This is a genomic window from Nonomuraea deserti (genome assembly GCF_004348685.1).
GTDB classification, from domain to species: Bacteria; Actinomycetota; Actinomycetes; order Streptosporangiales; family Streptosporangiaceae; genus Nonomuraea; species Nonomuraea deserti.
Window position 1 is genome coordinate 1 of the sequence record NZ_SMKO01000139.1, and the last position, 26,943, is coordinate 26,943.

At 72.2% G+C, this 26,943-nt stretch carries 20 protein-coding genes and 1 pseudogene; 9 read left to right on the forward strand and 12 right to left on the reverse strand.

What is annotated here, in order from left to right:
• The first annotated feature begins 241 nt into the window (after positions 1-241).
• Positions 242-490, forward strand: coding sequence for a mycoredoxin (locus E1292_RS35340; protein ID WP_132601468.1), 249 nt, complete (start codon positions 242-244; stop codon positions 488-490).
• On the opposite strand, the gene nudC is transcribed toward E1292_RS35340, so the two are convergent.
• Positions 491-1,465: an NAD(+) diphosphatase gene (nudC, locus tag E1292_RS35345; RefSeq protein ID WP_246090544.1), complete on the reverse strand. Its 975-nt coding sequence runs from the start codon at positions 1,463-1,465 to the stop codon at positions 491-493.
• A gap of 98 nt (positions 1,466-1,563) precedes the next feature.
• Here nudC and E1292_RS35350 point away from each other — a divergent pair, with 98 nt between their 5' ends.
• The 4 genes from E1292_RS35350 to E1292_RS35365 are packed head-to-tail and all read left to right on the forward strand — an operon-like array spanning position 1,564 to position 6,844.
• Complete coding sequence (locus E1292_RS35350) at positions 1,564-2,745, forward strand: ATP-grasp domain-containing protein (protein ID WP_246090545.1); 1,182 nt, start codon at positions 1,564-1,566, stop codon at positions 2,743-2,745.
• Positions 2,742-4,229 (forward strand): IucA/IucC family protein, encoded by a 1,488-nt coding sequence (locus E1292_RS35355; protein WP_132601474.1) that lies wholly within the window; start codon positions 2,742-2,744, stop codon positions 4,227-4,229. Before E1292_RS35350 ends, E1292_RS35355 begins: the two co-directional genes overlap by 4 nt.
• Positions 4,230-5,777 carry an IucA/IucC family protein gene (locus E1292_RS53010; RefSeq protein WP_132601477.1) on the forward strand — a complete coding sequence of 516 codons (1,548 nt, stop codon included), beginning with the start codon at positions 4,230-4,232 and terminating at the stop codon, positions 5,775-5,777. It begins immediately after the preceding gene.
• The gene (locus tag E1292_RS35365; protein ID WP_246090546.1) at positions 5,774-6,844 is read left to right on the forward strand and encodes a type III PLP-dependent enzyme domain-containing protein; all 1,071 of its coding nucleotides are present in this window, start codon (positions 5,774-5,776) and stop codon (positions 6,842-6,844) included. Before E1292_RS53010 ends, E1292_RS35365 begins: the two co-directional genes overlap by 4 nt.
• On the opposite strand, the gene E1292_RS35370 is transcribed toward E1292_RS35365, so the two are convergent.
• Together E1292_RS35370 and E1292_RS35375 are read right to left on the reverse strand one after the other, a co-directional pair.
• On the reverse strand, positions 6,804-10,103 hold the full coding sequence (locus E1292_RS35370) for an ATP-dependent helicase (protein WP_132601483.1): 3,300 nt from the start codon (positions 10,101-10,103) through the stop codon (positions 6,804-6,806). The genes E1292_RS35365 and E1292_RS35370 overlap by 41 nt on opposite strands.
• Positions 10,097-13,309, reverse strand: a complete 3,213-nt coding sequence (locus E1292_RS35375) for an ATP-dependent helicase (protein WP_246090547.1) — start codon at positions 13,307-13,309, stop codon at positions 10,097-10,099. The genes E1292_RS35370 and E1292_RS35375 overlap by 7 nt, the downstream gene beginning before the upstream one ends.
• Positions 13,310-13,483: 174 nt before the next feature.
• On the opposite strand from E1292_RS35375, the pseudogene E1292_RS56330 reads away from it, so the two are divergent.
• Together E1292_RS56330 and E1292_RS55520 are read left to right on the forward strand one after the other, a co-directional pair.
• A pseudogene (locus E1292_RS56330) lies at positions 13,484-13,540 on the forward strand (NUDIX hydrolase); the annotation flags it as partial.
• Between the two features lie 184 nt (positions 13,541-13,724).
• Entirely contained in the window at positions 13,725-14,084 is a 360-nt protein-coding gene (locus E1292_RS55520; RefSeq protein ID WP_342775735.1) for an NUDIX domain-containing protein, read from the forward strand.
• A 19-nt stretch (positions 14,085-14,103) separates the two neighbouring features.
• Here the strand turns inward: E1292_RS55520 and E1292_RS35385 are convergent, their stop codons facing one another.
• The 9 genes from E1292_RS35385 to E1292_RS35425 form a co-directional block, all read right to left on the reverse strand.
• Positions 14,104-16,851, reverse strand: coding sequence for a CDP-glycerol glycerophosphotransferase family protein (locus tag E1292_RS35385; RefSeq protein ID WP_132601486.1), 2,748 nt, complete (start codon positions 16,849-16,851; stop codon positions 14,104-14,106).
• Positions 16,852-17,058: 207 nt separating this feature from the next.
• Positions 17,059-17,373 (reverse strand): MGMT family protein, encoded by a 315-nt coding sequence (locus E1292_RS35390; RefSeq protein ID WP_132601489.1) that lies wholly within the window; start codon positions 17,371-17,373, stop codon positions 17,059-17,061.
• Complete coding sequence (locus tag E1292_RS35395) at positions 17,361-17,720, reverse strand: hypothetical protein (protein ID WP_132601492.1); 360 nt, start codon at positions 17,718-17,720, stop codon at positions 17,361-17,363. Before E1292_RS35395 ends, E1292_RS35390 begins: the two co-directional genes overlap by 13 nt.
• Positions 17,721-17,768: 48 nt before the next feature.
• Entirely contained in the window at positions 17,769-18,917 is a 1,149-nt protein-coding gene (locus E1292_RS35400) for a S8 family peptidase (RefSeq protein ID WP_132601495.1), read from the reverse strand.
• Complete coding sequence (locus E1292_RS35405) at positions 18,911-19,681, reverse strand: hypothetical protein (RefSeq protein ID WP_246090548.1); 771 nt, start codon at positions 19,679-19,681, stop codon at positions 18,911-18,913. The genes E1292_RS35400 and E1292_RS35405 overlap by 7 nt, the downstream gene beginning before the upstream one ends.
• 185 nt (positions 19,682-19,866) lie before the next feature.
• Positions 19,867-21,102 (reverse strand): S8 family serine peptidase, encoded by a 1,236-nt coding sequence (locus E1292_RS35410; protein WP_246090549.1) that lies wholly within the window; start codon positions 21,100-21,102, stop codon positions 19,867-19,869.
• Positions 21,096-21,815: a hypothetical protein gene (locus E1292_RS35415; protein ID WP_246090550.1), complete on the reverse strand. Its 720-nt coding sequence runs from the start codon at positions 21,813-21,815 to the stop codon at positions 21,096-21,098. The genes E1292_RS35410 and E1292_RS35415 overlap by 7 nt, the downstream gene beginning before the upstream one ends.
• Before the next feature lie 22 nt (positions 21,816-21,837).
• Positions 21,838-23,019 carry an adenylyltransferase/sulfurtransferase MoeZ gene (gene moeZ, locus E1292_RS35420; RefSeq protein ID WP_132601504.1) on the reverse strand — a complete coding sequence of 394 codons (1,182 nt, stop codon included), beginning with the start codon at positions 23,017-23,019 and terminating at the stop codon, positions 21,838-21,840.
• A gap of 43 nt (positions 23,020-23,062) precedes the next feature.
• Positions 23,063-24,055, reverse strand: coding sequence for an alpha/beta fold hydrolase (locus E1292_RS35425; protein WP_246090551.1), 993 nt, complete (start codon positions 24,053-24,055; stop codon positions 23,063-23,065).
• Positions 24,056-24,750: 695 nt separating this feature from the next.
• On the opposite strand from E1292_RS35425, the gene E1292_RS35430 reads away from it, so the two are divergent.
• Together E1292_RS35430 and E1292_RS35435 are read left to right on the forward strand one after the other, a co-directional pair.
• Positions 24,751-25,089 carry a hypothetical protein gene (locus E1292_RS35430; RefSeq protein ID WP_132601507.1) on the forward strand — a complete coding sequence of 113 codons (339 nt, stop codon included), beginning with the start codon at positions 24,751-24,753 and terminating at the stop codon, positions 25,087-25,089.
• A gap of 381 nt (positions 25,090-25,470) precedes the next feature.
• Positions 25,471-25,758: a hypothetical protein gene (locus E1292_RS35435; RefSeq protein ID WP_132513708.1), complete on the forward strand. Its 288-nt coding sequence runs from the start codon at positions 25,471-25,473 to the stop codon at positions 25,756-25,758.
• The last annotated feature ends 1,185 nt before the right edge of the window (positions 25,759-26,943 follow it).

The following is a 26,943-nucleotide window of genomic DNA, read 5'->3' on the forward strand; positions in this document are numbered from 1 at the left end:
GACCACGACCCACACGATCACGGACATTCTGCGCTGGTCAGACTGGCGCCGCCGCCATCAGGCAACCGCCCGACACTGCCACTACCAGCGCAGATCCCAACCATGATCGCGATGTGTCACTGGAGTACTAGAGCCGGGGACAACGTCTCGGCCGGAGCCGGGGGCAGGTCAGGGATTAAGCGGCAGGGTCGCGTTGTTGCACCGAGCGCCTGTCTTCCTGACCTTGGAGGGATATCCCAACATGGCGCTCACGATCTACAGCACCACGTGGTGCGGCCCCTGCAAGCGGCTCAAGTCGCAGCTGGCCCGCGAGGGCATCAGTTACGACGAGGTCGACATCGAGCGTGACCCCGCCGCGGCCGAGTTCGTGATGAGCGTCAACAACGGCAACCAGGTGGTGCCGACCGTGGTGATCGACACCCCGGGCGGCCGCGTCGTGCGCACCAACCCGTCGGCCATCGAGGTCAAGGCCCTTCTCGAGCCCGCCTGATCACCAGTCGCCGGTCAGCTCGCCGCCGTACCACGTCTCGATCAGGCGGCGGGCTATCGACACCGGCGGCGGCAGGCGCAGCTCGCCCGAGTCGAGCGCCCGCGCCAGCTCCTCACGGGAGAACCAGTGCGCCTCGGCGATCTCCTCGGCGTCGGGTGTCAGGGTGGTCGTCGTGGCATCGGCGAAGAAGCCGAGCATGAGGCTGCGCGGGAACGGCCACGGCTGGCTGCCGAGATAGCGCGGGTTGACGACGGTGATGCCGACCTCCTCCGCCACCTCGCGCGCGACGGCGGCCTCCAGCGACTCGCCCGGCTCGACGAACCCCGCCAGGATCGACAGGCGGCCCTGCGGCCACTGCGGCCCGCGGGCGAGCAGGCAGCGGTCGTCGGGGTCGCGGATCAGCATGATCACGGCCGGGTCGACGCGCGGGAAGTGCTGGCTGGAGTCCTGCGGGCAGACGCGGATGTGGCCGCCCGCCTGGATCCTGGTGCGGGCGCCGCAGCGCGGGCAGAACTCGTGGGTCGTGTGCCAGGCCTCCAGCGCCACGGCGTAGACCAGCAGGCCCGCGTCGCGGTCGCCGAGCAGGCCGCCCGCCTGGCGCAGCCCGGCGGGCACCGGCACGCCCTCGGGCGTGTCACGCAGGCTCATCGGCACCGTCACGCGGCCGTTGCCGTCGCCTCCGGAGACGCCGGGCAGCGGCGCGGCGACCGCGAAGTAGGCGGCTCCGCCCTCCACGCCGAGGAGATAGCGCGGCCCAGGCGGCGCCTCCGCGGTGGTGAACAGCACCGCCTGCACCTCATCTCCCTGCCTGCGCACCAGCGTGTGACCGTTGTCGATCACCAGCACCCTGGTCGCCGGATCCGACCACACCTGCTCCAGCCGACGTTCGTCGGCCCGCAGCGTCACGGATCTGTCGATGGTGCCGCGTGCCAGAAGCAGTGGTCCGATGAGTTTCTCTTCCGCGGTCGTCTCCACTGGCCGTCCCCTCCCGAATTCCATGTCATCCTATGACCTCGCAGTTGGCGGCCGATTAACGTATCCGGGCGACGCGATGATCTCTCTGAGCTACCATCGTGGAGTTAGGTAAGGCTTACCTGATTCTCCTGGGGGTCCTCGCGTTGCGGCTCTACCTGACCGCGCTCAAACCGACCGACTCCGTGACGGACGGCTTCCTGCCCGCGGCACGCGCGCTGGGCTGCGAGGTGACGGTCCTGACGGACCGGCCCGAGCAACATCCGCACGCGGTCGCGTGCGACGTGCGGGATCCGCGCGCGCTGATCGACACGGTCGAGCAGCTCGGCAGACCCGACGCGATCTTCTCCAACTCGGACCACCTGCAGGCGGAGACCGCGCTGGCCGCGGACTACTTCGGGCTGCCCGGCAAGGACTGGCGGGCGTGCGCGGCGGCCAAGAACAAGTTCCTCATGCGGCGCCGGCTGCGGGAGGCGGGGGTCGAGCAGGTCTTCACCGTACGGCTCGCGCCCGGCGACCCGGTGCCCGACGACCTGCCCTACCCGGTCGTGCTCAAGCCGCGCGAGGGCGTGGCCAGCGAGGACGTCATGCTCGTCGAGCGAGACCTGGACCGGGCCGTGGCCGAGGTCAGGAAGCGGCGGCCGGGCGAGGCGCTGGTCGTGGAGGAATACCTCGAAGGGCCGCTGCGCACCCTGGAGACGCTGGGCGACGGCACCGGGCTGCGGGTGCTCGGAGGGTTCGAGACGACGCTGGGGCCGCTGCCGTACTTCGTCGAGGAGCGGCTCGACTGGGCGCCCGACGGGCCGCACGAGCACGTGCTGGCGGCGCTGCGGGCGCTCGGGGCCGGGTTCGGCGCCTGCCACACCGAGTACGTCGTCACCCCGCACGGGCCGAGGATCGTCGAGGTCAACTACCGGGTGATCGGCGACCACTGCGACTTCCTGCTGGGTGACGTGCTCGGGGCGCCGCTGTTCGCGTGGATCCTGCGGGTGCACCTCGGCGAGCCGGCGCCCGCCGTCCCCGGCGCCACCGCGTACGGGAGCGCGGTCAGCCTGGTCGCCGACCGGCCGGGGACGATCAAGCAGGCGCCCGGTCACGAGTCCGTCGTCGCGGGTGACGTGCGGCTGTGGCACCGGCCGTTGCGGGCCGTCGGCGACGTCGTCTCCCTCACCCACACCAACCGCGACTACCTGGGTGTCGTTCGCGCGGTCGGGCCCGACCGGGCGCGGGTCGACGCGGCCATCGCGGACTACCGGGCCCGCCGGCCGTGGGTGCTCGAATGAGCGCCAGGGAGGCGTACCTCGCCGCGCGGGTGCTGAACGCCCTGCTGCGCGAGGACTACGGCGGGCTGTCCTCCCGCGTCACCAGGACCAGGGAGGGTGTCGGGCTGCTGCTGGCGGACGGCCGCTGGGTGCGCCTGGCGCCAGGGCTGCTGTTCCAGGACTTCGTTGTCGCCGAGGGCGAGCGGCTGGGCCTGGAGCAGGTACTGGAGACGCTCGTGGAGGTGGCGGACCCCGCCGACGCCGAGGGGGTCGCGGCGTTCTTCGAGGAGTGCCTGGCGGCGCTGACCGCGCTGGAGGCGCACGACTCGCGGGCGGACGAGGTGCTGGCGCGGCGGCCCTCGTACGAGACGCGCGCCGCGTTCGTGGACCATCCGGTCTATCCGACCTCCCGCGCCCGGCCGGGGTTGTCCGAGGACGAGCTGGCGGCCTACGCGCCGGAGTTCGGGCCCGCCTTCGAGCTGCGGTGGGCGGCCGTGCCGATCGGCGCGCTCGCGCCGGGCTCCGCCGTGCGCCTTCCCCCGGAGGCCGACCCCGGCCTGCCCGTGGGCCCCCGTGAGGCGCTCTTCCCCGTGCACCCGCTGACCGCCGGCGAGGTGCGGAAGATCGACGGTGTACGCCTGCTCGACCGGGCCGCGGTCACCGTGCGGCCCACCCTGTCCATGCGGACCGTCGAGGTCACCCCCCGGCTGCATCTCAAGCTGCCCCTGCCGATCAGCACGCTGGGGGCCAGGAACCGCCGCTCGATCAAGCCGGGGACGCTCGCCGACGGCGCCAGGGCCGAGCTGCTGCTGCGCGAGCTGGCCGGCCCCGACGTGCTGCTGGCCGACGAGCAGACCTACGCGCAGACCGGGGACGAACATCTCGCGTGGATGGCCAGGCGGCTGCCCGCGGGCGAGCTCGTGCCGGTCGCCGCGTTGGCCGCCCCCGGCGTGCTCGACGAGGTGGGCGACGTGCTGCCCGGCTATCTGCGGCTGCTGTTCCGGTGGAACGTACGGCTCTTCGTGCGTTATGGGGTCGCGCTGGAGGCCCACCAGCAGAACCTCGCCCTGGTCCTAGCAGGAGACCGCATGAAGCTGCTCGTCAAGGACAACGACGGGCTGCTGGCCTCACCGGCGCGGCTGGCCGCCGCCGGGGTGGCGGTGCCGGAGTTCGTGGACGAGCGCATGCTGAACGACGATCCGCACGCGCTGGCCGACGTCTTCGTGACCATCACGCTGCATCTGGCCGCCGCGGCGGTCACGTTCGGGGCGCTGCCGCACGCCCGCGCGTCCGCTTTACTGCGCGACACGCTGGCCGAGGCGCTCGCCGAGTACGGCGACGACCCCATGGCCAGGCTCCTGCGCGCCAGGACGCTCGACGCCGCCAGGCTGACCGGCAAGTCCATGATCACAGCCGGGACGCTCGTGGCGAAGGAGCGGTCCGGCGCCCGCGACATCAACAAGTTCTACGGGACCAGCGGGCCCAACTATCTGAGGAGAGCTTGAATGCCGAGCCTTGAGGGACTGGCCGTAGAGGCGCCCTCCGCCCTGGCCGAGGAGGCGACGCTGGCGGCCCTGCTGCGCTGCTGCGTGCGGGAGGTGGCCGGGCCGCGCGGGCTGGTGTGGCCGGCGCCGCCGTACCTGCTGCTGCGGGTCGCGGGCACGCTGCTGCGCGTGCGTGCCCACGGCGGCGCCGCGCTGCGCTTCGACGGCCCGCCGGAGCGCCTGGCCGGCGGCGCGTGGCAGGTGCTGACCACGGACGAGCTGATCGGGCTGGCCGAGGCCGAGCTGGGAGGGCTCGGGCGCAACGGCGAGTTCGCCGGCCAGGTGGCGGCCAGCAGGGACGCCGTGGAGGCGATCCTGGCGGCCAGGGGCGCGGCCGTGGCGCCCGCCGACCCGTGGCTGGCGTCGGAGCAGGCGCTCGTGTTCGGCCATCCGTTCCACCCCAGCCCCAAGGCGCGGGGCGGGGCCGGCTGGCTGCGGTACGCGCCGGAGGCGCACGCCGAGTTCCCCGTCAGGCTGCTCGGCGTGCGGGCGGACCTCGTCGCGCAGGACGGGGACACGTCGGCGCTCGACGCGATGGGCGACGCGCCGGCGGGCTACCGGCTGCTGCCCGCGCATCCGTGGCAGCTCGACCTGCTGGGTCCCGCGTTCGGGGCCGAGCTGGTCGACCTCGGGCCCGGCCCCGTGGTGCAGCCGACCTCGTCCGTACGGACGGTGTACGCCCCGGGAACAGAGGTCTGCCTGAAGTTCTCCCTGGATGTACGGATCACCAACTGCGTGCGGAAGAACGCCTGGTACGAGCTGGCCGGGGCCGTGGAGCTGACCAGGCGACTCGAACCCGTATTTCGTGACGTGTCGGCCAGGCATCACGCCACCCGCTGGCTGCCCGAGCCCGGCTACCGCTCGGCCGCCCTCGGCCCGAGGCTGCTCGAAGGGCTGGGCGTGATCGTCAGGCAGAGCCCGTGGGCCGCCTGCTCCCCCGGCGTGACCCCGGTGCTGGCCGCCGCCCTCGCCCTCGACGCCCCCGCCCTGGATCCGCCGGCATGGTGGGAGGCGTACGTGCGGGTCGTGGCGCTGCCGGTGCTGGAGCTGTATTTCACGCACGGCGTGGTGCTGGAACCCCACCTGCAGAACGTCCTGGTCGGCCTGGACACCTCCGGCCTGCCCGCGCAGGCCGTCTTCCGCGACCTGGAGGGCACCAAGCTCGTCGAGGGCCGGCACGAGCTCGGCGGGCTGCACCCCGACGTCGCCGGCGCCCTCACCTACGACGCCGAGCGCGGCTGGGCCCGGGTGGTCTACTGCCTGCTCGTCAACCACCTCACCGAGATCGCCGCGACGCTCGCCGGACCCGACGACGCGCTGCTGCGCGCGTTGTGGCGCATCGCCCGCGACCTGCTCGCCCGCCAGGCCGACGAGCTGGGCCGGCCGCTGCCCCTGTCGGACCTGCTGGCCGGGGCGCCGCTGCCGGCCAAGGCGAACCTGGGCGTGCGCTGGGCCAGGGCGGCCGACCGCGCCGCCGGTTACGTCCCGATCGCCAACCCGCTCGCGTGATCGGCGCCCGCGTCCGGGACGCCGCCACGAGCCTGCCCGCCGTCCCCGCCTACCTCTATGACCTGCCCGCGCTGGACGAGCACGTCGCGTCCGTACGGCGGGCACTGGGGGCGGCCGAGCTGTACTACGCCGTCAAGGCCAACCCCGACGCCGAGCTGCTGCGCGTGCTGGCCGGGCACGTGGACGGGTTCGAGGTGTCGTCGGGTGGCGAGCACGCCCACGTCACGAGCCTGTTCCCGGGCATGCCGGTGGCGCTCGGCGGCCCCGGCAAGACCGACGCGGAGCTGCGCCTGCCGCACCACCGCCTCCACGTGGAGTCGCCGAACGAGCTGCGCCGCCTGCTCGCCACGGGCCTGGAGGCCGACGTGCTGCTCCGGCTCAACCCCGACCTGCCGGCGGAGGGAGCGGCGCTCACGATGAGCGGCCCGTTCGGGATGGACGAGGAGGGCGTGGCCGAGTGCCTGCCGCTGTTCGGCGAGCGGGTGCGGCTGCGCGGCCTGCACACGCACCTGGCCAGCGGGCTGGACGCGGACCAGTTGCTGCGGCTGGCCGGGATCCTGCTCGGGGCCGCGTACGACGAGGTCAACCTGGGCGGCGGCATGGCGGTCTCCTATGCCGCGCCGGAGAGGAGGTTCGACTGGGAGGCGTACGGGGCCGGGCTGGCGGCGCTGGGCCGGGGGCGGCGGCTGCGGATCGAGCCGGGCCGGGCGCTGACCGTCTACTGCGGCTTCTACGTGACCAGGGTCGTGGACGTGAAGCGGGTGCGCGGCGAGGCGTACGCGATCGTGCTGGGCGGCACCCACCATCTGCGCACGCCGGCCACCAAGGGCCACGACCAGCCGTTCACGGTCCTTTCCACGGGCGCGGGGCCGGGGGTCGCCGACGAGCCGATCACGTTCGTCGGCCAGCTGTGCACCCCGAAGGACGTTTTCGCCCGAAATATCAGGACCACGGCCCGCGTGGGCGACACCGTGGTCTTCGAGATGGCCGGCGCCTACGCCTGGAACATCTCCCACCACGACTTCCTCATGCACCCGAAGCCGGCTTTCCACTATCTGCGATCCTGACGCTCTCGATGAGCGCCACCAGGCCGTCGGCGTCGAGCAGGTCGACCGGGCGCACTGTGCGGTTCGCGCGTACGTAGTGGAAGGCCGCGCCCACCCGCTCCAGCGGCACGCCCGCCAGATGCGACCAGGCCAGCCGGTACGCCGCCAGCTGCACCGACGCCGCCCTCGCCTTCCTGCCCCTGGGCGGCTGCCCGGTCTTCCAGTCGACGACCTCGTAACCGCCGCCGGGCCGCTCGAAGACGGCGTCCATCCGCCCGCGCACCAGCCGGTCGGCGATCATGGTCTCGAACGGCACCTCGAGCTCGACCGGCCGCCGGTCGGCCCACTCGCTCTCCTCGAACCGCTCCTGCAGCTCGGCCAGCCGCACGTCGGCCTCTTCGAGCTCGTCGTACAGGTCGAGCTCGAAGTCGTCGATCAGCCGCTGCTGGTCCCAGCGCGTCTCCAGCCACTTGTGGAACGACGTGCCGCGCCGGGCCAGCGGCGCGGGCTTGACCGGCACGGGACGGCGGATCCTGCGGGCCAGCTCGCGCGCGTCGGCGGCCAGCGTGACCAGCGACGACACGGTCAGCTTCGCGGGCAGCTCGACGGTCGTCGCGGGCCGGCGCCGGTGCAGCTCGCGCTCGCGCAGGAGCAGGTCGGTGTCGCGCTCCCAGGCGCGCAGGCGCTCCTCCTCGAACGAGCGCAGCGGCTCGCCCGCCTCTTCGTCCTCGTCGAGGTCGCCGGGCAGGTTGCCGGCGAGGGCGTCCTCGACCAGGCGGGCGCCGTCGAGCACCGACTCGTAGCGCAGCCCCTCCGGTGTGACCGGCCAGACGGCCTCGGCGGGCTCGGCCAGCAGCGGGTTGGTGGCCCCCTCCGCCAGGTCGCCGGCCCAGAACGAGACGCGGTCGGCGGTGTCGCGGATCTCCAGCAGGAAGTCGGACGGCTCCAGCGGCTTCGTCGCGGTGCCCCAGCGGTAGCCGGAGGCGATCAGGTGATAGTGGGCCCGGGTCACCGCGACGTACGCCAGCCTGCGCTCCTCCATCAGGTCGCGCTCGCGGCACCACTCGTCGAACGCGGCCAGCTCCTCCTTGCTCAGCCCGCCGAGCCTGGGCAGGTCGGCGGCGTCGCCGCGCAGGGAGTAGGGGAGCTTGCGCGGGTTCTCCGTCCAGCGGCTGTTCATGACCGGGGTGGCGGGGAACACGCTGCCCGTGGCGATCGTCCCCTTCGAGCTGACGAGCTGCGACAGTCCGGGAACCACCACGATCGGCCATTCCAGCCCCTTGGAGGCGTGCACGGTCATCAGCTTGACGCTGTTGCTCTCGCCGACCCGGCCGGCCTCCAGCCCGAACTCCTCGCTCTCGGCCGCCTGGAGGTAGGCCAGGAACGCGCCGAGCGTCGGATCCTCGGAGTCGCCCGCGAACCTGGACGCCGCGTCGAGGAACGCGTCGAGGTCGGCCCGCGCCGCGAACGCGCTCGCCGTGCCGCTGCGCGCGGCCACCTCGACGTCCAGGCCGAGCCGCCGCTCGACCTCGGAGATCAGGTCGGGCAGCGGTTGCGCGGTGTGGGCTCTGAGCTGACGCAGCTCGTGGGCGAGCGCGACGAGCCTGGTGCGGGCCAGCGGCGAGAACGCCTCCAGCCACTCCTCCCTGTCGGGCAGCTCGTCCAGCGCGTCGACCAGGCTGCCGCGCTCCTCCGCCAGGTCGGCCACCACCTGGTCGAGCGGGTCGTCCTCGCGGTGGCTCTCGCTCAGCTCGCGGGCCAGCTCTCTCGCGCGCTCCCCCAGCACCCGCAGGTCGGCGGGGCCGATGCGCCAGCGCGGCCCGGCCAGCAGCCTGGCCAGCGCGTCGCCGGCCGTGGCGTCGTAGAGGACGCGGAGTGTGGCCACGATGTCGCTGACCTCGGGCACGGTGAGCAGGCCGCCGAGACCGACCACCTCGACCGGGATGTCGCGATCCTCGAGCGCCCTGCGCAGGGCCGGGAACTGCGAGCGCTTACGCGCCAGGATCGCGACGTCCTGGGGCTGCACGGCGAGCGTCTTCTTGCGCTCGTGCTCGCCCCAGGGCATGCCGTCGGGGGCGACCTCCTGGCCCAGGATCCTGGCGACGCCGTCGGCGATCCACGCGGCTTCGTCCTCGGCGGTCTCGTGGAAGGCGCAGGTGACGCGGCCCCGGTCGACGCGGTTGGGGCCGGGGACGAGGACCGGCACCTCGCGGGCCTCCATGCGCAGCGGGAGCTGGACGCGGGCCGCGACGTCGAGGACGCGGTCGCCGTTGCGGAAGCTGACGCTGAGCTGGCGTACCGGGGCGAGATCTCCCGAGCTTGTCCGGAAATCTCGGGAAAAGCGGCGAAGGTTGCCGGAGGAGGCGCCGCGCCAGCCGTAGATCGACTGGCAGGGGTCGCCCACGGCGGTCACCGGATGGCCGCCGCCGTAGAGGGAGCGCAGCAACACGAGCTGGGCGTGGCTGGTGTCCTGGTATTCGTCGAGCAGCACCACGGAGAAGCGGGCGCGCTCGATCTCGCCGACCTCCTTGTGACCGGCGGCGATCCTGGCGGCCAGCGACATCTGGTCGCCGTAGTCGATCACCTCGCGGCGGCGCTTGAGCAGTTCGTACGCCTCCACCAGCGGCAGCAGCTGCTCCCTGGCCTCCTGGACGCCGAGCGGCCTGCGCTGCGCGAGCGTGGTGCGGCCGGGCAGCGCGGCGAGGCGGTCCTTCAGCCACCCGCCCAGCCGCCTGACGTCGGAGGGCGAGCGCAGATGCTCCGACAGCTCGCCCGCCAGCTCCAGCACGGCGGCCGTGACCGACGGCGGGCCCAGCTCGATCTTGTCCATCGGCCCGTCGTACATCGCCACCACCCGCGACGCGAGCTGCCACGACACGGCGGGCGTGACCAGGCGCATGGTCGGCTCCAGCCCTTCGCGCAGCGCGTGGTCGGTCACCAGGCGGGAGGCGTAGGCGTGGTAGGTGGACACGGTGGGCTCGTTGTCGAGCGCGCCCGGCTCGACCAGGCCGGCCTCCGCCAGGCCGGACAACCGCTCCCTGACCCTCGTGGCCAGCTCGGCCGCGGCCTTGCGGGTGAACGTCAGGCCGAGCACGTTCTCCGGCTTGACCAGGCCGTTGGCGACCAGCCAGACCACGCGCCCGGCCATCGTCTCGCTCTTGCCCGAGCCCGCGCCCGCCATGACGACGGTCGGCTCCAGCGGCGCCTCGATGACCGCGGACTGCTCGCGGGTGGGGGGCAGGATGCCGAGCTTGCCGGCGAGTTCGGCCGGGGTCAGCACACCTGGCCCCCGTTGTCGTTGACCGGGCAGCTCGCCCTGGCCGCGCAGGTGCGGCAGCCGTCGTTGACCTTGGCCTGGAAGAACGGGCCCGACATGCCGGTCGCCACGGTGTCGACCAGGTCCGCGGCCCAGCCGGGGTCCCGGTCGTCGGCCAGCGCGCCCTGCCGCTGCTCCAGCGCCTCCTTCTTGCCCGCCGCCTTGCCCACCTGCACCAGCGCGGCGCCGCCCGGCTCGGTCATGCCGTGCCGGGCGAACGCGCCGAGCAGCGCCGCGAGCTGGTAGACGCCCAGCTGGGGATGGCGGTCGAGATCACCCGCCTTGGGTTTGGCGCCGCCGGTCTTGAGGTCGATGATGACCGCGCGATTGCCGGAGTCGCGCTCGACCCGGTCGACCCTGCCCTTGATCTGCACGCCGTCGGAGAGCATCGCGGTGAACGCCTCCTCCAGCGCCACCAGCTCGCGCGGATTCTCCTTGTGCCAGCGCAGGAACTTGCCGATCATCTGCTCGGCGACCTGGCGCTGCTTGCGGTTGTACCAGACGCCGCCGAAGTCGAGATCGTTCCAGACCTGGTCGAGGCGGTCGCCGAGGAGATCCTCGCTGGGCAGGTCGGTGGCCGCCAGGACGGCCAGCGCGTGGATGACGTTGCCCAGGCCCTGGGCGGTGCTGGTGCCCGCGGCCCCGACCGCCGTCTCCAGGAGCCAGCGCAGGCCGCACTTGGTGAAGCTCTCGACCGCCGACGGCGAGATGCTGACGACCCCGTCGGGCCAGCTCAGGGCGCGATCGTCGGAGATGGGGGTGAGGGCGTACCAGTCGTTGGGGTGGGCTCCCTGGACCCCCGCGGCGGCCAGGCGGGCGAGCTGGCGCGCGGCTCTCTGACGCATCTTCGCCGGCTTGGTGGGGTCGGTCACCGCGCTGCGCAGGTCGGCCACGAGCGCGGACATGGTGAGCCAGCGGGCGCGGTCGTCGACCGTGGCCGTCTCGACCGCGCCCGGCATCAGCTCGCTCAGGAACCTGGACGGCCGCTCGTCGGTGTCGTCGCCGCCCACGGCCGTCACCACGAGCCTGCGCCTGGCCCTGGTCGCGGCCACGTAGAACAGCCTGCGCTCCTCGGCCAGCAGCTTGGAGACCAGCGACGCGGCGCTCGGCTCGGCACCCTCGACCACCTCGACGAGGTCTTCGACGCCGAGCAGCGACCCGCGCAGGCGCAGATCCGGCCAGACGCCCTCCTGCACACCCGCGACCACGACGACGTCCCACTCGAGGCCCTTCGAGCGGTGGGCGGTCAGCACGCGTACGGCGTCGCCGTCGGGCGCCCGGTCGGCCAGCGTGTCGCCGGGGATCTCCTGGGCGGCCAGGTCGTCGATGAACACCTCGGGGCCCGCCTTGGGCATGCGGTCGACGAACCTGGCCGCGTGGTCGAACAGCGCCACCACGGCGTCGAGGTCGCGGTCGGCCTGCGCGCCCCTGGGGCCGCCCGCCAGGCTCAGGTCGGTCCAGCGCCCGGACAGGCCGCTGCCCTGCCACACGGCCCACAGGAGGTCTTCGGCGGTGCCCTCCTGCTGTGCGGCCTCCCTGGCGGTGGCGAGGAGCTTCGCGACCCGCTCGGCGGGCAGGGCGATGTGGGGCTCGACGCGGGTGAGCTCGCGCACGTCCTGCACGGCGGCGACGAGCAGCTCGCCGGACGAGCGTGCCACTAACGGCCGCTCGTCGTCGCCAGTGTCCGTCTCGCGCAGCGCGGCCACGGCGTCGTTCTCGGCGATCTTGAGAGCGCGGCGGAGCCGGCGTACGCCGATCATGTCGGTGCCGCCGAGCGGGCCCGTCAGCAGCTCCTCCGCCACCGCCTCGTCGAGCTGGGCCGGGTCGAGCGCGACCCGCAACATCGTGAGCAGCGGGCGCACGCCCGGCTCCTGGGCGATCGGCACCTCGTCGCCCGCGATCATCGTCGGCACGCCCGCGTTGACCAGCGCCCGCCGCAGCAGCGGCACCTGGCGCTTGGCCGAGCGGACCAGCACCGCCATCCGGTGCCACGGCACGCCGTCGATCAGGTGGGCCCGCCGCAGGGTGTCGGCCACGATGGCGGCCTCCTGGCTGGTGCTGTCGGCCAGCAGCACCCGCACGTCGCCGGCCTCGGCCTCGGGGAGCGGCGCCAGGTCGCGGTGGTCGTGCTCGTGCCCGTACGCGTGGTCGGGCATGGGGGCGACCGGCAGCCGGGCGGCGACCCGGCGCGAGGCCTCCAGCAGGTCGGCACCGCTCCTGCGGCAGGCCCGCAGCGCCAGCACCGGGGCGGGGCGGCCGTCGCGGGCCGGGAAACGCTCGGGGAACTTCATGATGCCCTGCACGTCGGCGCCCCTGAAGCCGTAGATCGACTGGTCGGGGTCTCCCACCGCGACCAGGTCACGGCCGTCGCCCGCGAGCTGGGCGAGCAGCAGCTCCTGCGCCGGGTCGGTGTCCTGGTACTCGTCGACGAACACCACGTCGTGCGCGGCCCGCTCGCGCGCCAGCACGTCAGGCCCGGCCAGCAGCGCCGAGGCGGCCCTGACCAGCTCGGCGTAGTCGTAGGTCTCCTCGGGGTCGAGGTCGAACCTGTCCTGGTAACGCTCGGCGAACCGGCCGGCCGCCGCCCAGTCGGCGCGCCCGTGCCGCCGGCCGAGCGCGACGAGGCGCTCGGCGTCGAGGCCGCGCTCGTTGGCCCGCGACAGGAAGTCGCGCAGCTCCTCGGCGAACCCGCGGGTCTTGAGCGGCTCGCGCAGCGACGCCGGCCAGTCGGGCGCGCCGTTCTCCAGCTCGCCGTGGAGCAGGCGGCGGATCTCCAGGAGCTGCTCGGGACCGGTGAGCAGGCGCGGCGGGGGCTTGCCTGCCAGCACGGACTCGCGGCGCAGGAGCGCGTAGGCGTAGGAGTGGAAGGTGAGGGCGAGCGGGGTGCGGGTGGTGCGGCGCAGGCGGGCGGTGACGCGCTGGCGCAGCTCCTCGGCGGCCTTCCTGCTGAAGGTGAGGATGAGCACCCGCTCGGGGTCGAGGCCCCGCCGCTCGATCCGGTCGACGACGCTCTCCACGATCGTGGTGGTCTTGCCGGTGCCGGGACCGGCGAGGACGAGGAGGGGACCGCTCCCGTGTTCGACCACGGCACGCTGGTGCTCGTCGAGCACAGGAGGCACAACAGGGCCGCCGTTGCCGCGACGCACCAGCCGCCAGGTCTGACCACTCACAACACTAGATTCCACCAGACCACAGGGGTAGATCGTGCCGACTTGCCCGGTCTCCTCGCACGATCCGCCTACCGTACCGAGGCAAATATCCAGATCCCCGGCGACACGCCGCCCCGCCGTTCGCCCTGAGCTTCACCTCTGCATACAGAAAGTGACGTCCGGTAACCGGGGGTTATGCGCTGGCTGGTCCACTCCGAGACGTCGCTGTACTCCGACGAGTGGCTGGACCTCAGGGTCGCCGACATGGAGCTGCCCGACGGGCGCCACCTCGGCCACCGGCTCGTCCGCACCATGCCCGGCGCGGGGGTCGTCGTCACCGACGGCCACGACCGGGTGCTGCTGATCTGGCGGGCACCGCTTCGTCACCGACACCTGGGGCTGGGAGATCCCGCACGGGCGGATCGACGAGGGCGAGATGCCGATCGCGGCGGCGGCCCGCGAGGTCGAGGAGGAGACCGGATGGCGGCCCGGCCCTCTGCGCCCGCTGCTGTCCGTCCAGCCGCTCAACGGGTCCGACAGCATGCACCACGTCTACCGCGCCGAATCGGCCACCCGCGTCGGGCCGCCCGCCGATCCGTCGCAGTCCACGCGGGCGGAGTGGCTCCACCTCTCCCTGGTCCGCGGGCTCATCGCCGGCGGGGAGATGGTCTGCGGCACCAGCGTGGCGGCGCTGCTCTACCTCCTGGTGGAGCACATCCCCCACGGTGGCGCGGCACGGCCGCCCGCCGATCCCGGCAGGTGCCTCCTCCTGCCGGACCTGCCCGACCTCTTCTGACGACCGGCCGCCGCCCCCGTCAGGGGAACAGGTGGTCCACCACGCGCGCCGTGGCCTTGCCGTCGTCCTTGGGCGCGAACGTGGCGCGGAAGGCGTCGTAACGGTCCGCGTGTGCCGCCGCCACCTCGTCGATCGACCTCAGCGCGTCGATCACCTCGGCCGACGTCGACAGCACCGGACCCGGCGCCTGCTCGGGCAGGTCGAGGTAGAGTCCCCGCTTCGACGCGTATTTCGCCAGGTCGTAGCCGTAGAACACGATCGGGCGGCCGGTGCAGACGAAGTCGAACATGACCGAGGAGTAGTCGGTCACCAGGACGTCGGTCACCAGAAGCAGCTCGGCTATGTCTGGATATGTGGTGACGTCGCGGGCGATGTCGGGGACGGCGGGCATGGCCTGCATGGGGTGGGCCCGTACAAGGATCTCGTGGTCGGCGCCCAGCGCCTCCCTGGCCTTGGCGAGGTCGAGCTTGACCATGGCGTTCTTGCGGTCGTAGTCACGCCACGTCGGCGCGTACAGGACCACCCGCTTGCCCGGCGCCAGCCCGAGACGCTCGCGCACCGCCGCCGCGAGCGCGTCGCGGTCGGGCGAGGTGAGCACGTCGTTGCGGGGCAGGCCGCTCTCCAGCACCTCGCCCTTGTAGCCGAACGCCTTGCGCAGCACCGGTGTGGCCCACGGCGACTGCGACAGCAGCAGGTCCCAGCCGCGCACCTCCGCCGCCTGCCGGTGCCAGATCGGCGGCTTCGGGTCGCGCTGCATGTGGGGCTGGTCGTTGCCGATGTGCTTGACCGGGGTGCCGTGCCAGGTCTGCACCACGACCTGGTCCTCGCGGGCGCGGAACCACGTGGGCAGGAACGCGTTGGTGATGATGTGGCGTGACCTGGCCAGCGCCGCGTGGTGCTCGCGGCTGCCGGCACGCACGACGGTCGCGCCGCCGTCCGGCACGAACGCGCCGTCCTTGACGATCCAGATGTGCTCGCGGTCGTCGCCCCGCCGCAGCCGCTCCTCGTAGATGGCGCGGACGCTGTCGGCGTACAAACGCCCGTCGTTGACGACGTAGGCGGTCGCGTCCGTCAGCGGCTCGGTGCGCTGGGCCGGGTAGAACACGCGGCGCAGCACGTGGGTGCCCGCCACGCCGCGCTCGTCGGCGGGACGGTCCTCCTCGACCGTCACCACCGGCACGTCGAACCGCGTGGAGATCATCCGGTACGTGCGGCCGTCGAACGTGCGGGGATCCTCGTCGAACCCGGGCAGCGCGGCGTGGTCGACGCGCAGCGGCACGATCTCACCCGAGGGGTGGCGCACCGACAGGTTCCAGGAGCCGGACGCCAGCGGCACGGCATCGCCGAAACGGTCCATGGCCGCCGGCTCGACGCGTACGGTGAACGCGTCGCCGGACCGCTCCATGGGAATCCAGTAGGACAGCCCCGACCTGTGCCGCAGCGTGAGCGTGCGGGAGCCCGGCGCGTCGGGATAGTCGCCGCGCAGGACGAGCACCGGCCCTTCCCAGGCCGCCGAGGTGATCACCGGCCGGATGCGGTGGGCGGAGACGACGACGCGGTCGCGCCGGTCGCCGAGCACGGTGATCTCGCGGTCGCCCACGGTCGTGCGGGTCCCCGCCAGGTCGGCGAGCATGACCGACGCGGCGGGGTCGCCCTTGGGCTCGACCCAGAGCCGCCGGCCGTCCTTCTCCTGCAGCAGCGCGGGCACGGCCAGCCCGACGACGACCTGCGTGCCGTCGCCCGAGGCCGTGAAGTCGGCGGCGATGCGGTGGCCGCCCAGCCTGGCGTGGCCCTTGGTCACCGTACGGCCGGGGAGGGAGATCTTGAGTTCGAGGCGTTCGCCGTCGACGGACACGCCCTTCAGCTCGGCCCGGTTGGGCTGGAGCACGACCTGCAGCGCCCTGTCGGACGTCCAGACGGGCCTGGCCCACCAGCCGGGCTTCAGCCGGCGCCCGGCCGGCCGCTCCGCCCTGCCGATCGAGAAGCCGCGCAGCAGGCCGGTGGCCCGCGCCCCCCGGCTCCAGAACACGATCTCCGCGCGCCACGTCGTGGCGTCGGGCACGGAGGGCCGGTGGCGCATGCGGCGGCGCACGGCGGACACCGCGCCGCGCACGGCGCCGCGCCAGCGCAGCGACCACGGGCTGAGATCCGCGGTGAATCCGGACCAGTCGTAGTTGCAGCCGGGCTCGCGAGCCCCGTGGGTGGCCTCGGGGGCGAGGACCCGGCGCGTGCGCATGCGGATGGGCGGCAGCCACCGGGGGCCCCGCAGCACCACGGTCGCCCAGTTGAACCTGCGACTGCGCACGGACAGGCCCGCCAGGTAGGCGAAGCCGGTGACGCGCAGCTTGCCGTCGACCCAGACGATGTCGTCGATGTGGGTCACGGGGACCAGGTCGGAGCGGCGCAGCCGGAGCAGGTCGGGCGGCAGCTCGTCGCTGAAGGGCAGCTCGGCGTACCAGCGCAGGCCCTTGCGGATGCGCTTGGACGGCTCGGCCGCCGCGGCCACGACCGTGGTGAGCGTCTCGCCCTCGACGAGCTCCTCGTCGGGGCGGTGCTCGATCAGGTGGCAGATGACGCGGCGCGCGACCGGCAGGTCACGTTTGACGCGCGCGTCGACGGCCGCCAGGTAGGGGCGGATGAGCTGGAGCAGTTCGCGCCGGCGCGCCGCGCCGCGTTTGACCGCGAGGTCCATGCGGCTCCCCAAGGGGCCGCTCAGCACCTCGGTGTCGAACGCCGCGTCGCGACCGCCTGGGCCGACCGCTCGCATGACCGCTTCGAGAGGCTCGCCACGATCACAAAGATCTTGGACAGCCTTCAGGCGGTCGGCGAGCGAATCGCCGCCCTGGCTTTGGGCTGTAACGCCGGTGGCCATGGGGAGGCACCGCCTTTCGGGCCGCCATCAGTGTTTTGCCCATGGTAATGGGCGTCACATGTCACAGAATCGCCCGTTCGGCGAAAGTGCTGGTCAAGCCGCTTACTGAAAATCCGCTGAACGCCCGTCCCAGCGAGCCAGCCGCATGTCCACCCGCTCGCCGCGCAGCGGCGTGCCCTCCTCGCGCCAGTGAGCCAGGCATCTTCGCAGGTGGTCGGGGGCGGCGCCGCTGCCGTCCGCGTGCACGACCCGCCACCACGGCACGCCGCCGCCCCACGTCGACATCACCGCCCCGACCTGACGCGGACCACCCTCGCCGAGGTATTCGGCGATGTCGCCGTAGGCCATGACCTTGCCCGGCGGGATGCGCTCCACGAGATCGAGCACCTTCTCCGCGAACGGGTTCATGGAGTCCATGCGGCCGGCCCCGCGTCGATGATCTCGTCGAACTTGCCGATCTCCACCGTGCCGCCGCCCGCCTCGACCTCGATGACGCCGTCACGCAGCGCGTAGACCTCGCCGTCCTCGCCCACGAGCCGGGCGCCGAGCGCGGCCGACAGGCGCAGGAGCTGCGCCACCTGCCAGTCGGAGCCGGGCTCGCCGATCAGCTGGTCGTCCCAGCGTGCCACCGCGTGCGTGGCGCCCCCGTGACCGGCCACGATCTCGTCAGATCCGCGCAGCTCGAACCCGGCCGGCGCGATGGCCTTCGCGAGCTCCGCGAAGGCGAGTGGTGACTCACGCACCACCCGCAGCTCGTATCCCATGACGGGGGACCATAGCGGAACTTTACTCCTCCCGTCGTACGGAGCCTTTCACTCCTTGCGTTGATTGAGCATGATGACCGCGCCGCAGAACGCCACCAGCGCCACCAGCACGCCGCCGCCGTACAACAGCAGGCGGAGCGGGTCGGGCCCTGGAGGCGCCGGGACGGGCGAGTCCGCGCCCTCCCCGAAGTGCTCCATCCCCGGCACGACGCTGCGTTTCGCGCCGGTCAGGCGCCCGGCGGCATTGAGCGCGGCCGCCGCGTCGACCACGCCGAACCCTGTCTGGTCGTCGTAACCGGCGGCGGGCCGGCCCCTGGCGCTCGACGACAGCGCCTGGGCCACCTGCTCCGGACGCATCTTCGGATAGCGCGACTTGATCAGCGCGGCCACGCCCGCCACGAGCGCGGCGGCCGAGCTGGTGCCCTGCGACATCTCGTAGCCGCTCTTGCGCTTGACCACGGGCACGCCGACGCCGGGCGCCGCGACCAGCACCGACAGGTTGTCGCTGCTGAACGTCGCCCGCCTGCCCTGCTTGTCGGTGGCCGCCACGCCGATGACGCCCGGATAGCCGGCGGGGAAGCTCCAGTAGGAGGTGCCCTCCTTCTTGGCGTAGTCGGTCTGGCCGTCGTTGCCCACGGCGGCCACCAGGACGACGCCCTTGCCGAGCGCGTAGGAGACGGCCTCGCGCTCGGACCTGAGCGGGCCGTAGGAGCCGATCGACATGCTGACGACCTGGGCGCCGTGGTTGGCCGCGTAGCGCAGGGCGCGGGCCAGCGGGCTCTCCGGCGAGCGCCCGTCGTCCGGCGCCGGCGTGATCATCGTGGGCTCCTCGTCGGTCACCAGGGGCAGCGAGAGGATGCGCGCGGCCGGGGCGACGCCGGTGAACCCGCCGTCCTCGCCCGAACCGGCGATCAGCCCGGCCATGGCGGTGCCGTGCCTGCCCGGCGACACTTCGCGGCTCACCGCGCCCGAGGTCATGTCGGGGCCGGCGCTCACGCGGCCCTTGAGCTCCTTGACCTCGCCGTCCACCGCGCTGTCCACGACGGCGACGGTGACGCCCGCGCCCTTGGTGACCGACCACGCCTGCTGGATGTTGAGCGCGTCCAGCACCCACTGCTGCTGGTCGCGTACGGGGTCGGCGGCGGGCCCGGCCAGCACGAGCAGCGCTGCCGTGAGCGTGCGTACGGCGTTCAGCACACGTTCCCCTGGGTACAGGGCGGCACCTTGGGCGGGTCCGCCAGGAAGTAGGCGATCTGGTTGCCGACCGACTTGGCCGCCGGCCACAGCTCACTGTGCAGGATCTCCTCGGGCGGGACCGCGGCCCTGGTGCGCCCGTCGGCGTAGCCCGCCGTCGAGAACACGATGTACGGCCCCGCGCCCACCCAGCCGGTGCGCTGGCGCTGCTGCGGGCCGAAGCGTTCGGTCACCGTGCCGGGGAAGGCGACCGGCAGCACGCCGACGCGGTCGTCCTTGGTGAGCTCGTCCGTCGCCGAGACCCTGGACTCCTCGTCCTCCAGCACGGCGACGCCGACCGTCATGACGAACGCGGCCGTCTGGTCGGTGTACGTGGCCCGCAGCATGGTGACGCAGCCGTGGCTCTGCAGCACCCCGGCCACGGAGGCGTCCACGCCCTTGCCGCAGTCGGTCTCAGGTGCGATGCCGACGCGCCTGGCGTACTGCTGGGCGCGGTCGAGGCCGACGTACTTCACCTCTTCCGGGAAGACGCCCGTGGCCGGCCACGCCTGCCAGCGCCTGGCGATCTCCTCGTCCTTGTACTGGTTCTGCTCGGCGGCGGTCAGCGGGCGCGAGCGGGTCTCGGCGACCAGCCCGACCGTGCCCAGCAGCACGACGACGGCCGAGACGGCGACGATGACGCCGAGCAGCGCGACGAAGATGCGCCGGTAGCGAATGCCCTGCCTGAGGTCTTCCATCTGGGCGCGCTGCCGGGCGGCCGTGCGCATGCGGGAATTGGCCGCGGGCCATGCGCGGACGCGTGACCTGCGGCCGGTCGCGGCACCGAGCGGGTTGCTCCGTCGCTGCGCGGCCTCTCCCCCGGCGCGCGGAAGCCCTGAGGTCGTCCTACGTGCCTTCACCACCGCCTCGTTCCCGCGTTCGCTTGTCTATTTCGTCCCCCTAAGTAGGCGGATCATGCCTCTTGTGAGCTCTGCGCCCGGCGTACGCGCCTGACCAGGATGAAGATGACGGCCAGGGACGCGAGCGCGCCGGCGCCCGCCGCGGCGGCGATGGCGGAGTAGAGCGTCACCTGCCGCTGGTCCCTGGTGATGACCTTGACGGGGCCCGCGTCGCCGCCGGCCAGCGGCTGGGCCGGGTCGTGGGCCTCGGCGCCGGTGGCGGTCTCGGTGTGCCCGGCGAGCTTGCCGGCCTCGGACAGCGCCCTGGCGGCGTTCACGACGCCGAAGCCGGTGGCGGTGTCGTAGCCGCCGGGCGGGCGGTCGGTGGCGCCGGTGGAGAGGGCGCGGGCGACGAGCGGCGGCGACATATCCGGATATTTCGCTTTGATGAGGGCGGCTACCCCGGACACCAGCGCGGTCGCCTGCGAGGTGCCCCTGCCGACCCAGTATTCGTCGCCGGGACCCGCGCCCATGATGTCCACGCCGGGCGCGGACACCAGCACCGAGGAGTTCCAGTTGGAGAACGCGGCCCGCCGCAACCGCCGGTCCGTCGCCCCCACCGAGACGACCCCCGGGAACGCCGCCGGGTAGGAATAGGGTGCGAAGCCGCGGTCGATCTTGCCGTCGCCGTGGTTGCCGGCGGCGGCCACGAGCACGACGCCCTTGGAGATGGCGTAACGGATGGCCGCACGCTCCTGCCGGGTCGCCAGCTCTTTGGAGATCGACATGTTGATCACGTCTGCTCCCTCGTCCACCGCGTAGCGAATGCCACGGGCCACCACGTTCTCGAAGCGCTCGGCGGAGTTGAACTCCCGGAAGCCAGGCTCTTCGTCCTCGAGGATGACCCTTACTGACAGTACGTCTGCTTCGGGCGCGACGCCGATGATCCCCCGTTTTCCCTGGGGCCCGTGGCCGTGCCCGGCGATCAGCGAGGCCATGTACGTGCCGTGCAACCTGCGCGGAGTCACGCCCCGCGGGTTTGCGCCCTCAGTGAAATCCTTGCCCACGCGTACCGAGCCGGCCAGGTCACGATGGCGCCGGTCGACACCGGAGTCGAGCACGGCCACCAGCACCCCCGCGCCCCTGCCGGTGCGCCACGCCTCGGCGAGGTCGAGGGTCTCGATCACCGCCTGCTGGCCGCCCCGCACGTCGTCGGCCAGGACGGGCGGCGTCGCGAGCAGCAACGGCCCGAGCGCCGCCACCACCGCACTCCGCCTCAGCACCGCACCGCCTCTGCCCCGCCTCAGCACGCCCACTCCTTGGCCGTGCAGTCGGGCATCCGCGGCGTGCTCAGCCTCGACAGCACGTGCTCGGAGATCTCGGTGGCGAAGGCGAAGATGGCGGGCCGCTGCTCGCCCACCGCCTCGGCGGGCCGCCCGTCCACCTGGCCGGCGGTCGTCAGCACGAGGTAGGGGCCCGCCTGGCGCACCGAGCCCGCCTGGCGTACGGCAGGGGTGAACCGGTCGGCCACCGTGCCGCGAAAGGCCAGCGGCCGCAGCCCGGGCTCGGGTTCGCCGTTGTCGGAGAAGGCGGACTTGGCGTGCAGAGCGCCCCGCTCGTCGCGCATGGCGACGACGCCGATCGTGACGAGCACCCCGCGCAGCGCGTCGATGTAGGTCGCCCGCAGCACGCCCCGGCAACCCGCCGTACGCAACGCCGTGGCGGCCCCGGCGTCCACGGAGTCCGCGCACGAGGTGCGCGGCGAGATGCCGATCCTCGTCGCTCGCTCTCGCCCGCCCTGCTCGGCGGCGTAGGGCAGCGTGGCGGGGAAGATGCGGCCGGTGGGCCAGGCGCGCCAGCGTTCGGCGATCTCGCGCTGGGCCGCCGCGTGCAGCTCGGCCGTGCTCGGCCCGCGGGTCAGCTCCGTTCCCGCCGCGCTGCCGGCCACCCCGGCGGCCACCGCGCAGAGCAGCGTCAGCGCGGAGGCCGTCACCAGGGTGGGCCAGGGGCGTGCGGAATTCACGGCGAGCGCCCCTTTGAGACCGTCAGTAGCTGGGCAGGCTCGGGTCGACCGTCTTGACCCAGCTCAGCACGCCACCGCCGACGTGGACGGCGTCGGAGAAACCGGCGTCCTTGACGACCGCCAGCGCCTCGGCCGAGCGCGCGCCCGACTTGCAGTGCAGCACGATCTTCTTGTCCTGCGGCATCTTCTCCAGGGCCGAGCCGTTGAGGAACTCGCCCTTGGGGATCAACGTGGCGCCGGGGATGGAGACGATCTCGTACTCGTTGGGCTCGCGGACGTCGACGACGTAGATGTTCTCGCCGCGGTCCATCATGCCCTTGAGCTCGAGCGCCGTGATCGTGGAACCGCTGGCGGCCTCGGCGGCCTCGTCGGAGATCGCGCCGCAGAACGCCTCGTAGTCGTCGAGCAGCTGCGTGACCGTCGGGTTTTTCCCGCACAGCACGCACTCGGGGTCCTTGCGGACCTTGACGTCGCGGTATTTCATCTCCAGGGCGTCATAGATCATCAGCCGCCCGACCAGCGGCTCGCCGATGCCGGTCAGCAGCTTGATGGCCTCGTTGACCTGGATGGAGCCGATCGACGCGCACAGCACGCCGAGCACGCCGCCCTCGGCGCACGACGGCACCATGCCGGGAGGCGGGGGCTCAGGGTAGAGGCAGCGGTAGCACGGGCCGTGCTCGGCCCAGAACACGCTCGCCTGCCCGTCGAAGCGGTAGATCGACCCCCAGACGTACGGCTTGCCGAGCAGCACCGCGGCGTCGTTCACCATGTAGCGCGTGGCGAAGTTGTCGGTGCCGTCGACGATGAGGTCGTAGCCGGAGAAGATCTCCATGACGTTTTCCGTGGTCAGCGCCGTGTTGTGGATCACGACGTCGACCAGCGGGTTGATCTCACGGACCGACGCGGCGGCGCTCTCGGCCTTCGGCTTGCCCACGTCGGACTGGCCGTGGATGACCTGGCGCTGCAGGTTGGACTCATCGACCACGTCGAAGTCGATGATGCCGAGGGTGCCGACGCCGGCCGCCGCGAGATAGAGCAGCGCGGGCGAGCCCAGGCCCCCGGCGCCCACACACAGCACCTTGGCGTTCTTCAGCCGCTTCTGCCCCGCCATGCCCACATCGGGAATGATCAGGTGACGCGAGTAGCGGCGCACTTCGTCGACGGTCAGCTCATCGGCCGGCTCGACCAGCGGTGGCAACGACACTTTCTACGCTCCCGTTTGCAGGGGTCTCATCTCACCTTGAAACCTAGCTGGCGAGTCGGGCATTCCCCAATCGCGTCTCACCGATCAGACGGCGCGCCTCCGCCGCCACGACCTGCGGTGTCTCCATCATCGCCACGTGCCCGGCCGTGGGCAGCAACACCAGCCTGACCTTCCGGAATGTACGGTACGCCTTCGCGGCCATGGCCGGGCGCACCAGACGGTCGTGCCGCCCGTGCACGATCAGGGTCGGCGCCTTGACCTTCGCCGCCTGGCGCCAGAGGTTGTCCTCGCCGAAGCGGAAGTATTCGGCGACGATGCCCCGGGCGGAGGCGATCACGGCCTCACCGGCGTGGGGGAGGTCGTCGCGCCTGCGCTGCTCGTCCACGGCCTCGCGCAGGCGGTCGGGATGGACGGCGGCCGCGTTGGCGTAGACCATGGCGAGCGAGGCGCTGACCCGCTGCTCCGCCGGGAGCAGCCGCATCGTGTTCGCCGCCCACTCCCCCAGCTTGGGCAGCGCGGCGGCGGCCACGCGGACGGGGCCGTACCTGGGGAGCAGGTCGGGCAGCGCGGGCGAGATGAGGGTGAGCGAGCGGACCAGGTCGGGACGGCAGGCGGCGACCCTGACGGAGACCGCGCCGCCGAGCGAGTTGCCGAACAGGTGGGCCGGTCCCGTCCGCTCCAGCAGGCCGACCACGGCCTTGGCGTGGCCCGCGACGGTGTAGTCGCCGTCGGCGGGGACCGGCGAGTGACCCGCGCCGGGGAGGTCCAGGGCGTGGCAGGTGACCTCGTTCTTGAGCTCGTCCATGAGGTCGGTCCAGTTGGTCGCCGAACCCGCCAGCCCGTGCACGAAGACGGCCTGCTCCGTCGGGCCCTCCCTGACCGCCTGCGCGTGCGCCGCGCCCGGCCCCTCGCCATGGGGCGGCCTGGCGGTGGAGGAACCGGCCCGGGTCTCGCCTGGGGCCGGCTGGGTGGATCGGACGTGCACCGAGCCGATCATGCGTCCCGGCCAGTGCGGGACCGGCTCCGCGGTCATCATCGAACCTCCTTCGTCGCGCTCGGGCGTTTCTTCCCCTCTCCTCAACGATAACCACGCAATACCGGCGCGGCCGGCGCCGTGACGGGCGGCTTGCCTGGCTACGCCGATTCGGACATATCGACATATATCGCTTCATAGATATCTAAGGGATCTCATGACAGCCCAAGACTGCGGCAAAAGCTGCCGTTTGCCGTTTATGGCAGGCATGGCTCGGAAAGCATCAGACCAGCGAAACCTAGCGTAATCGCCGAGGCACTCAGCGTTAATGGCGGGATCGACGAAGGTGCGGCGCAGCCGCACTCATTCGAGCATGCCCGCCGACGCGCCATTCCGTGCCGCCGGCAGGTCGCGCCATTTCATCACGCCGGCGAATACGTACGCCAGAAATCAGATCAGGATATTGCGCTCGCGCGCCCAGGACATCCGGATGCCGGGCGGGCAGTATCCGCCATTCCGTGCTGCGGCCCTCCGGGTTGCGGCACAATCGGACATATCATGTCATTTCATTGGATAGACGTTTAAGCCGAGCAATAAGATTGACAATGCACAGCAAAATAGAGTGATTCCTGTTTGCCCACCCGCAGCCCCGGAAATGACTTTCCACGGATGACTCTTCAGCAGCCGTCCAAGACCTGTTTTCAGGTAACCCGGAAACGTCGAGAACGGGGCAACCGATCCTTTAGGGGGAAAACGCAATGCCCAAGCTCAAGAGTGTTATCGCAGGCCTCGCCCTTAGCACGGCGATGACCGGCGGCGTGGTCGGCCTGGGCGCGACCAGCGCCGAGGCCAACACCCCGGTCCGCACCGGCCCGTCCGTCGTCACTGGGGACGACGGCGGCTGGGGCTGGGGCTGGGGACACCGGCGTCACCACCGCCAAAGCTGCAAGCGTCACGGCCACCACCACGGTGGCGGCTGGGGCTGGGGCTGGGGACACCGTCGTCACCACCGCGGGAACATCTGCGTCGTCATCCGCAATGACAACCGCAACGAGAACGGCGAGCGCCGGCACCACCACCACAACCGTGGTTGGTGACATGACCGCGAAATGATGGCGCAGGGATGAACACCCGTTATCCGTGAATGGCCGTCGTGCACAGCGACGTGAACACGACCGCGAATATCGGGATCATTTCTCCTCATCTCGCACGGCACTCCCGGTGAGGGCTCCACTGGCATCCGCCAGGGGGCCCTCGCTGCATTTGTTCGGGCATATAGCGGCGGCGATCCCCACAAAGGCCATGCAGGTCTCTACTATCCGGCAAAACTGGACAATTCCGGTTAGTTGGTCACTGAGTCGGATATATGTAGACCACGGATGAATCGCTAGCGAGGCATCCGATCCCGCTTCCCGCCGATCCTCGCGATCACAGGAAACGGGAGAACGGGGCAATCGATCCTTTAGGGGGAAAACGCAATGCCCAAGCTCAAAAGTGTTATCGCAGGCCTCGCCGTCAGCACGGCGCTGACCGGTGGCGTGGTCGCCGCGGGCGCGACCACGACCGCTGCCAGTGCCGCTACCCAGGTCAGCGCGGGCACGTCCGTCCTGGCGGGCGGTCACTGCCACAAGCGTCGCTGCGGTTGGGGCTGGGGCCGCTGGGGCAAGTGGCGCCGGCACCACCACCACGGCCACGGCCGTATACGGATCGTCATCATCAACCGGAACCACAACCACAACCGCTTCGACCACGACCGGTTCAGGTGATCGGGCTCACGCCATAGCCTGAGCCCGGTGGCGCGCTCCCTGCGCCACCCCCGGAGTCCGCCAAGGCGATGAACTCCGGATCACCACAGAGTGCCCGCATTCGCGGCGACCGACGTCCTCCTTCCGGAGTCTTCGACGTCCACCCGGCGGATGCGGGCACTTCGCGTTCCCCGTACCAGGTTCCGGGGGGCTCCTCGTCGCCGACGACACACACCGCCGCCGAACCTGCGTCCGCTGGAGGCGTCGGTTTCCCGGCAGGAGACGCAGGACGTACACGCGGCATGCCCACGAGCTCGTTGACTCACGAGCGGGCGCGCGCACAGACGTGCAGGCACACGGACGGGCGCACCGCCGCACAGACGTGCAGGCACACGGACGGGCGCACCGCCGCGCGGGCGGACGGGCGGGAGGACGGACGGGAGGACGGACGGGAGGACGGACGGGCGGGCATGCGGACGAGCGGGCGGGCCAGCGCGGGCGGCGGGTGTATGGGCGCATGACACACGGACGGGCGAACGCACGGATTGATGGACGGACGAGCGAGCGAGCGGACGCACGGACGGGCCGACGGATGCACCGTCGCACGGATGAGCGGGCCGACGCACAGGCGGGCGAGCGCACCAGCGGGTCGAGCACGCAAGCTGCGGTCATCGCCGCATGAGCCGCCAGCTCAACGTCACGTCTCCTGCGATCAACCGCGCGTCCTGCCGCCCGCCTCGCCTCGGGCGCCGTATTTCCTGACACCCATCCTCCGGCGCCATGCCCCGCGCACTCCGGCCCGTTTCCGCACGTGCTCCGGCACCTCCCCACGCACTCCGGCGCCATGCCCCGCGCGCTCCGGCCCGTTTCCGCACGTGCTCTGGCACCTCCCCACGCACTCCGGCGCCATGCCCCGCGCGCCCCGGGCCCTTTCCGCGTGTGCTCCGGAACCATGCCCCCGCTGGAGCCTGGCCGGCGGCCCCGCCGACCGTGCCGTGCCGGTCGCGCAACCGGCATGCCCGCCTGCACGCGTACCCGCCGCTGAGGGCTGCTGCAGTGGAGGCGTTGACGGGCGGCGGGAGGGCGGCGGTGGCTGCGACACGAGCGCGCGTCCAGCAGGCGCGGTGGATGAGGTGGGTGACGGGAAGCGGCCCGAGGGTGACGGGAAGCCGGCCCGGGAACACGAGAAGGCGGCCCGGGGGACGG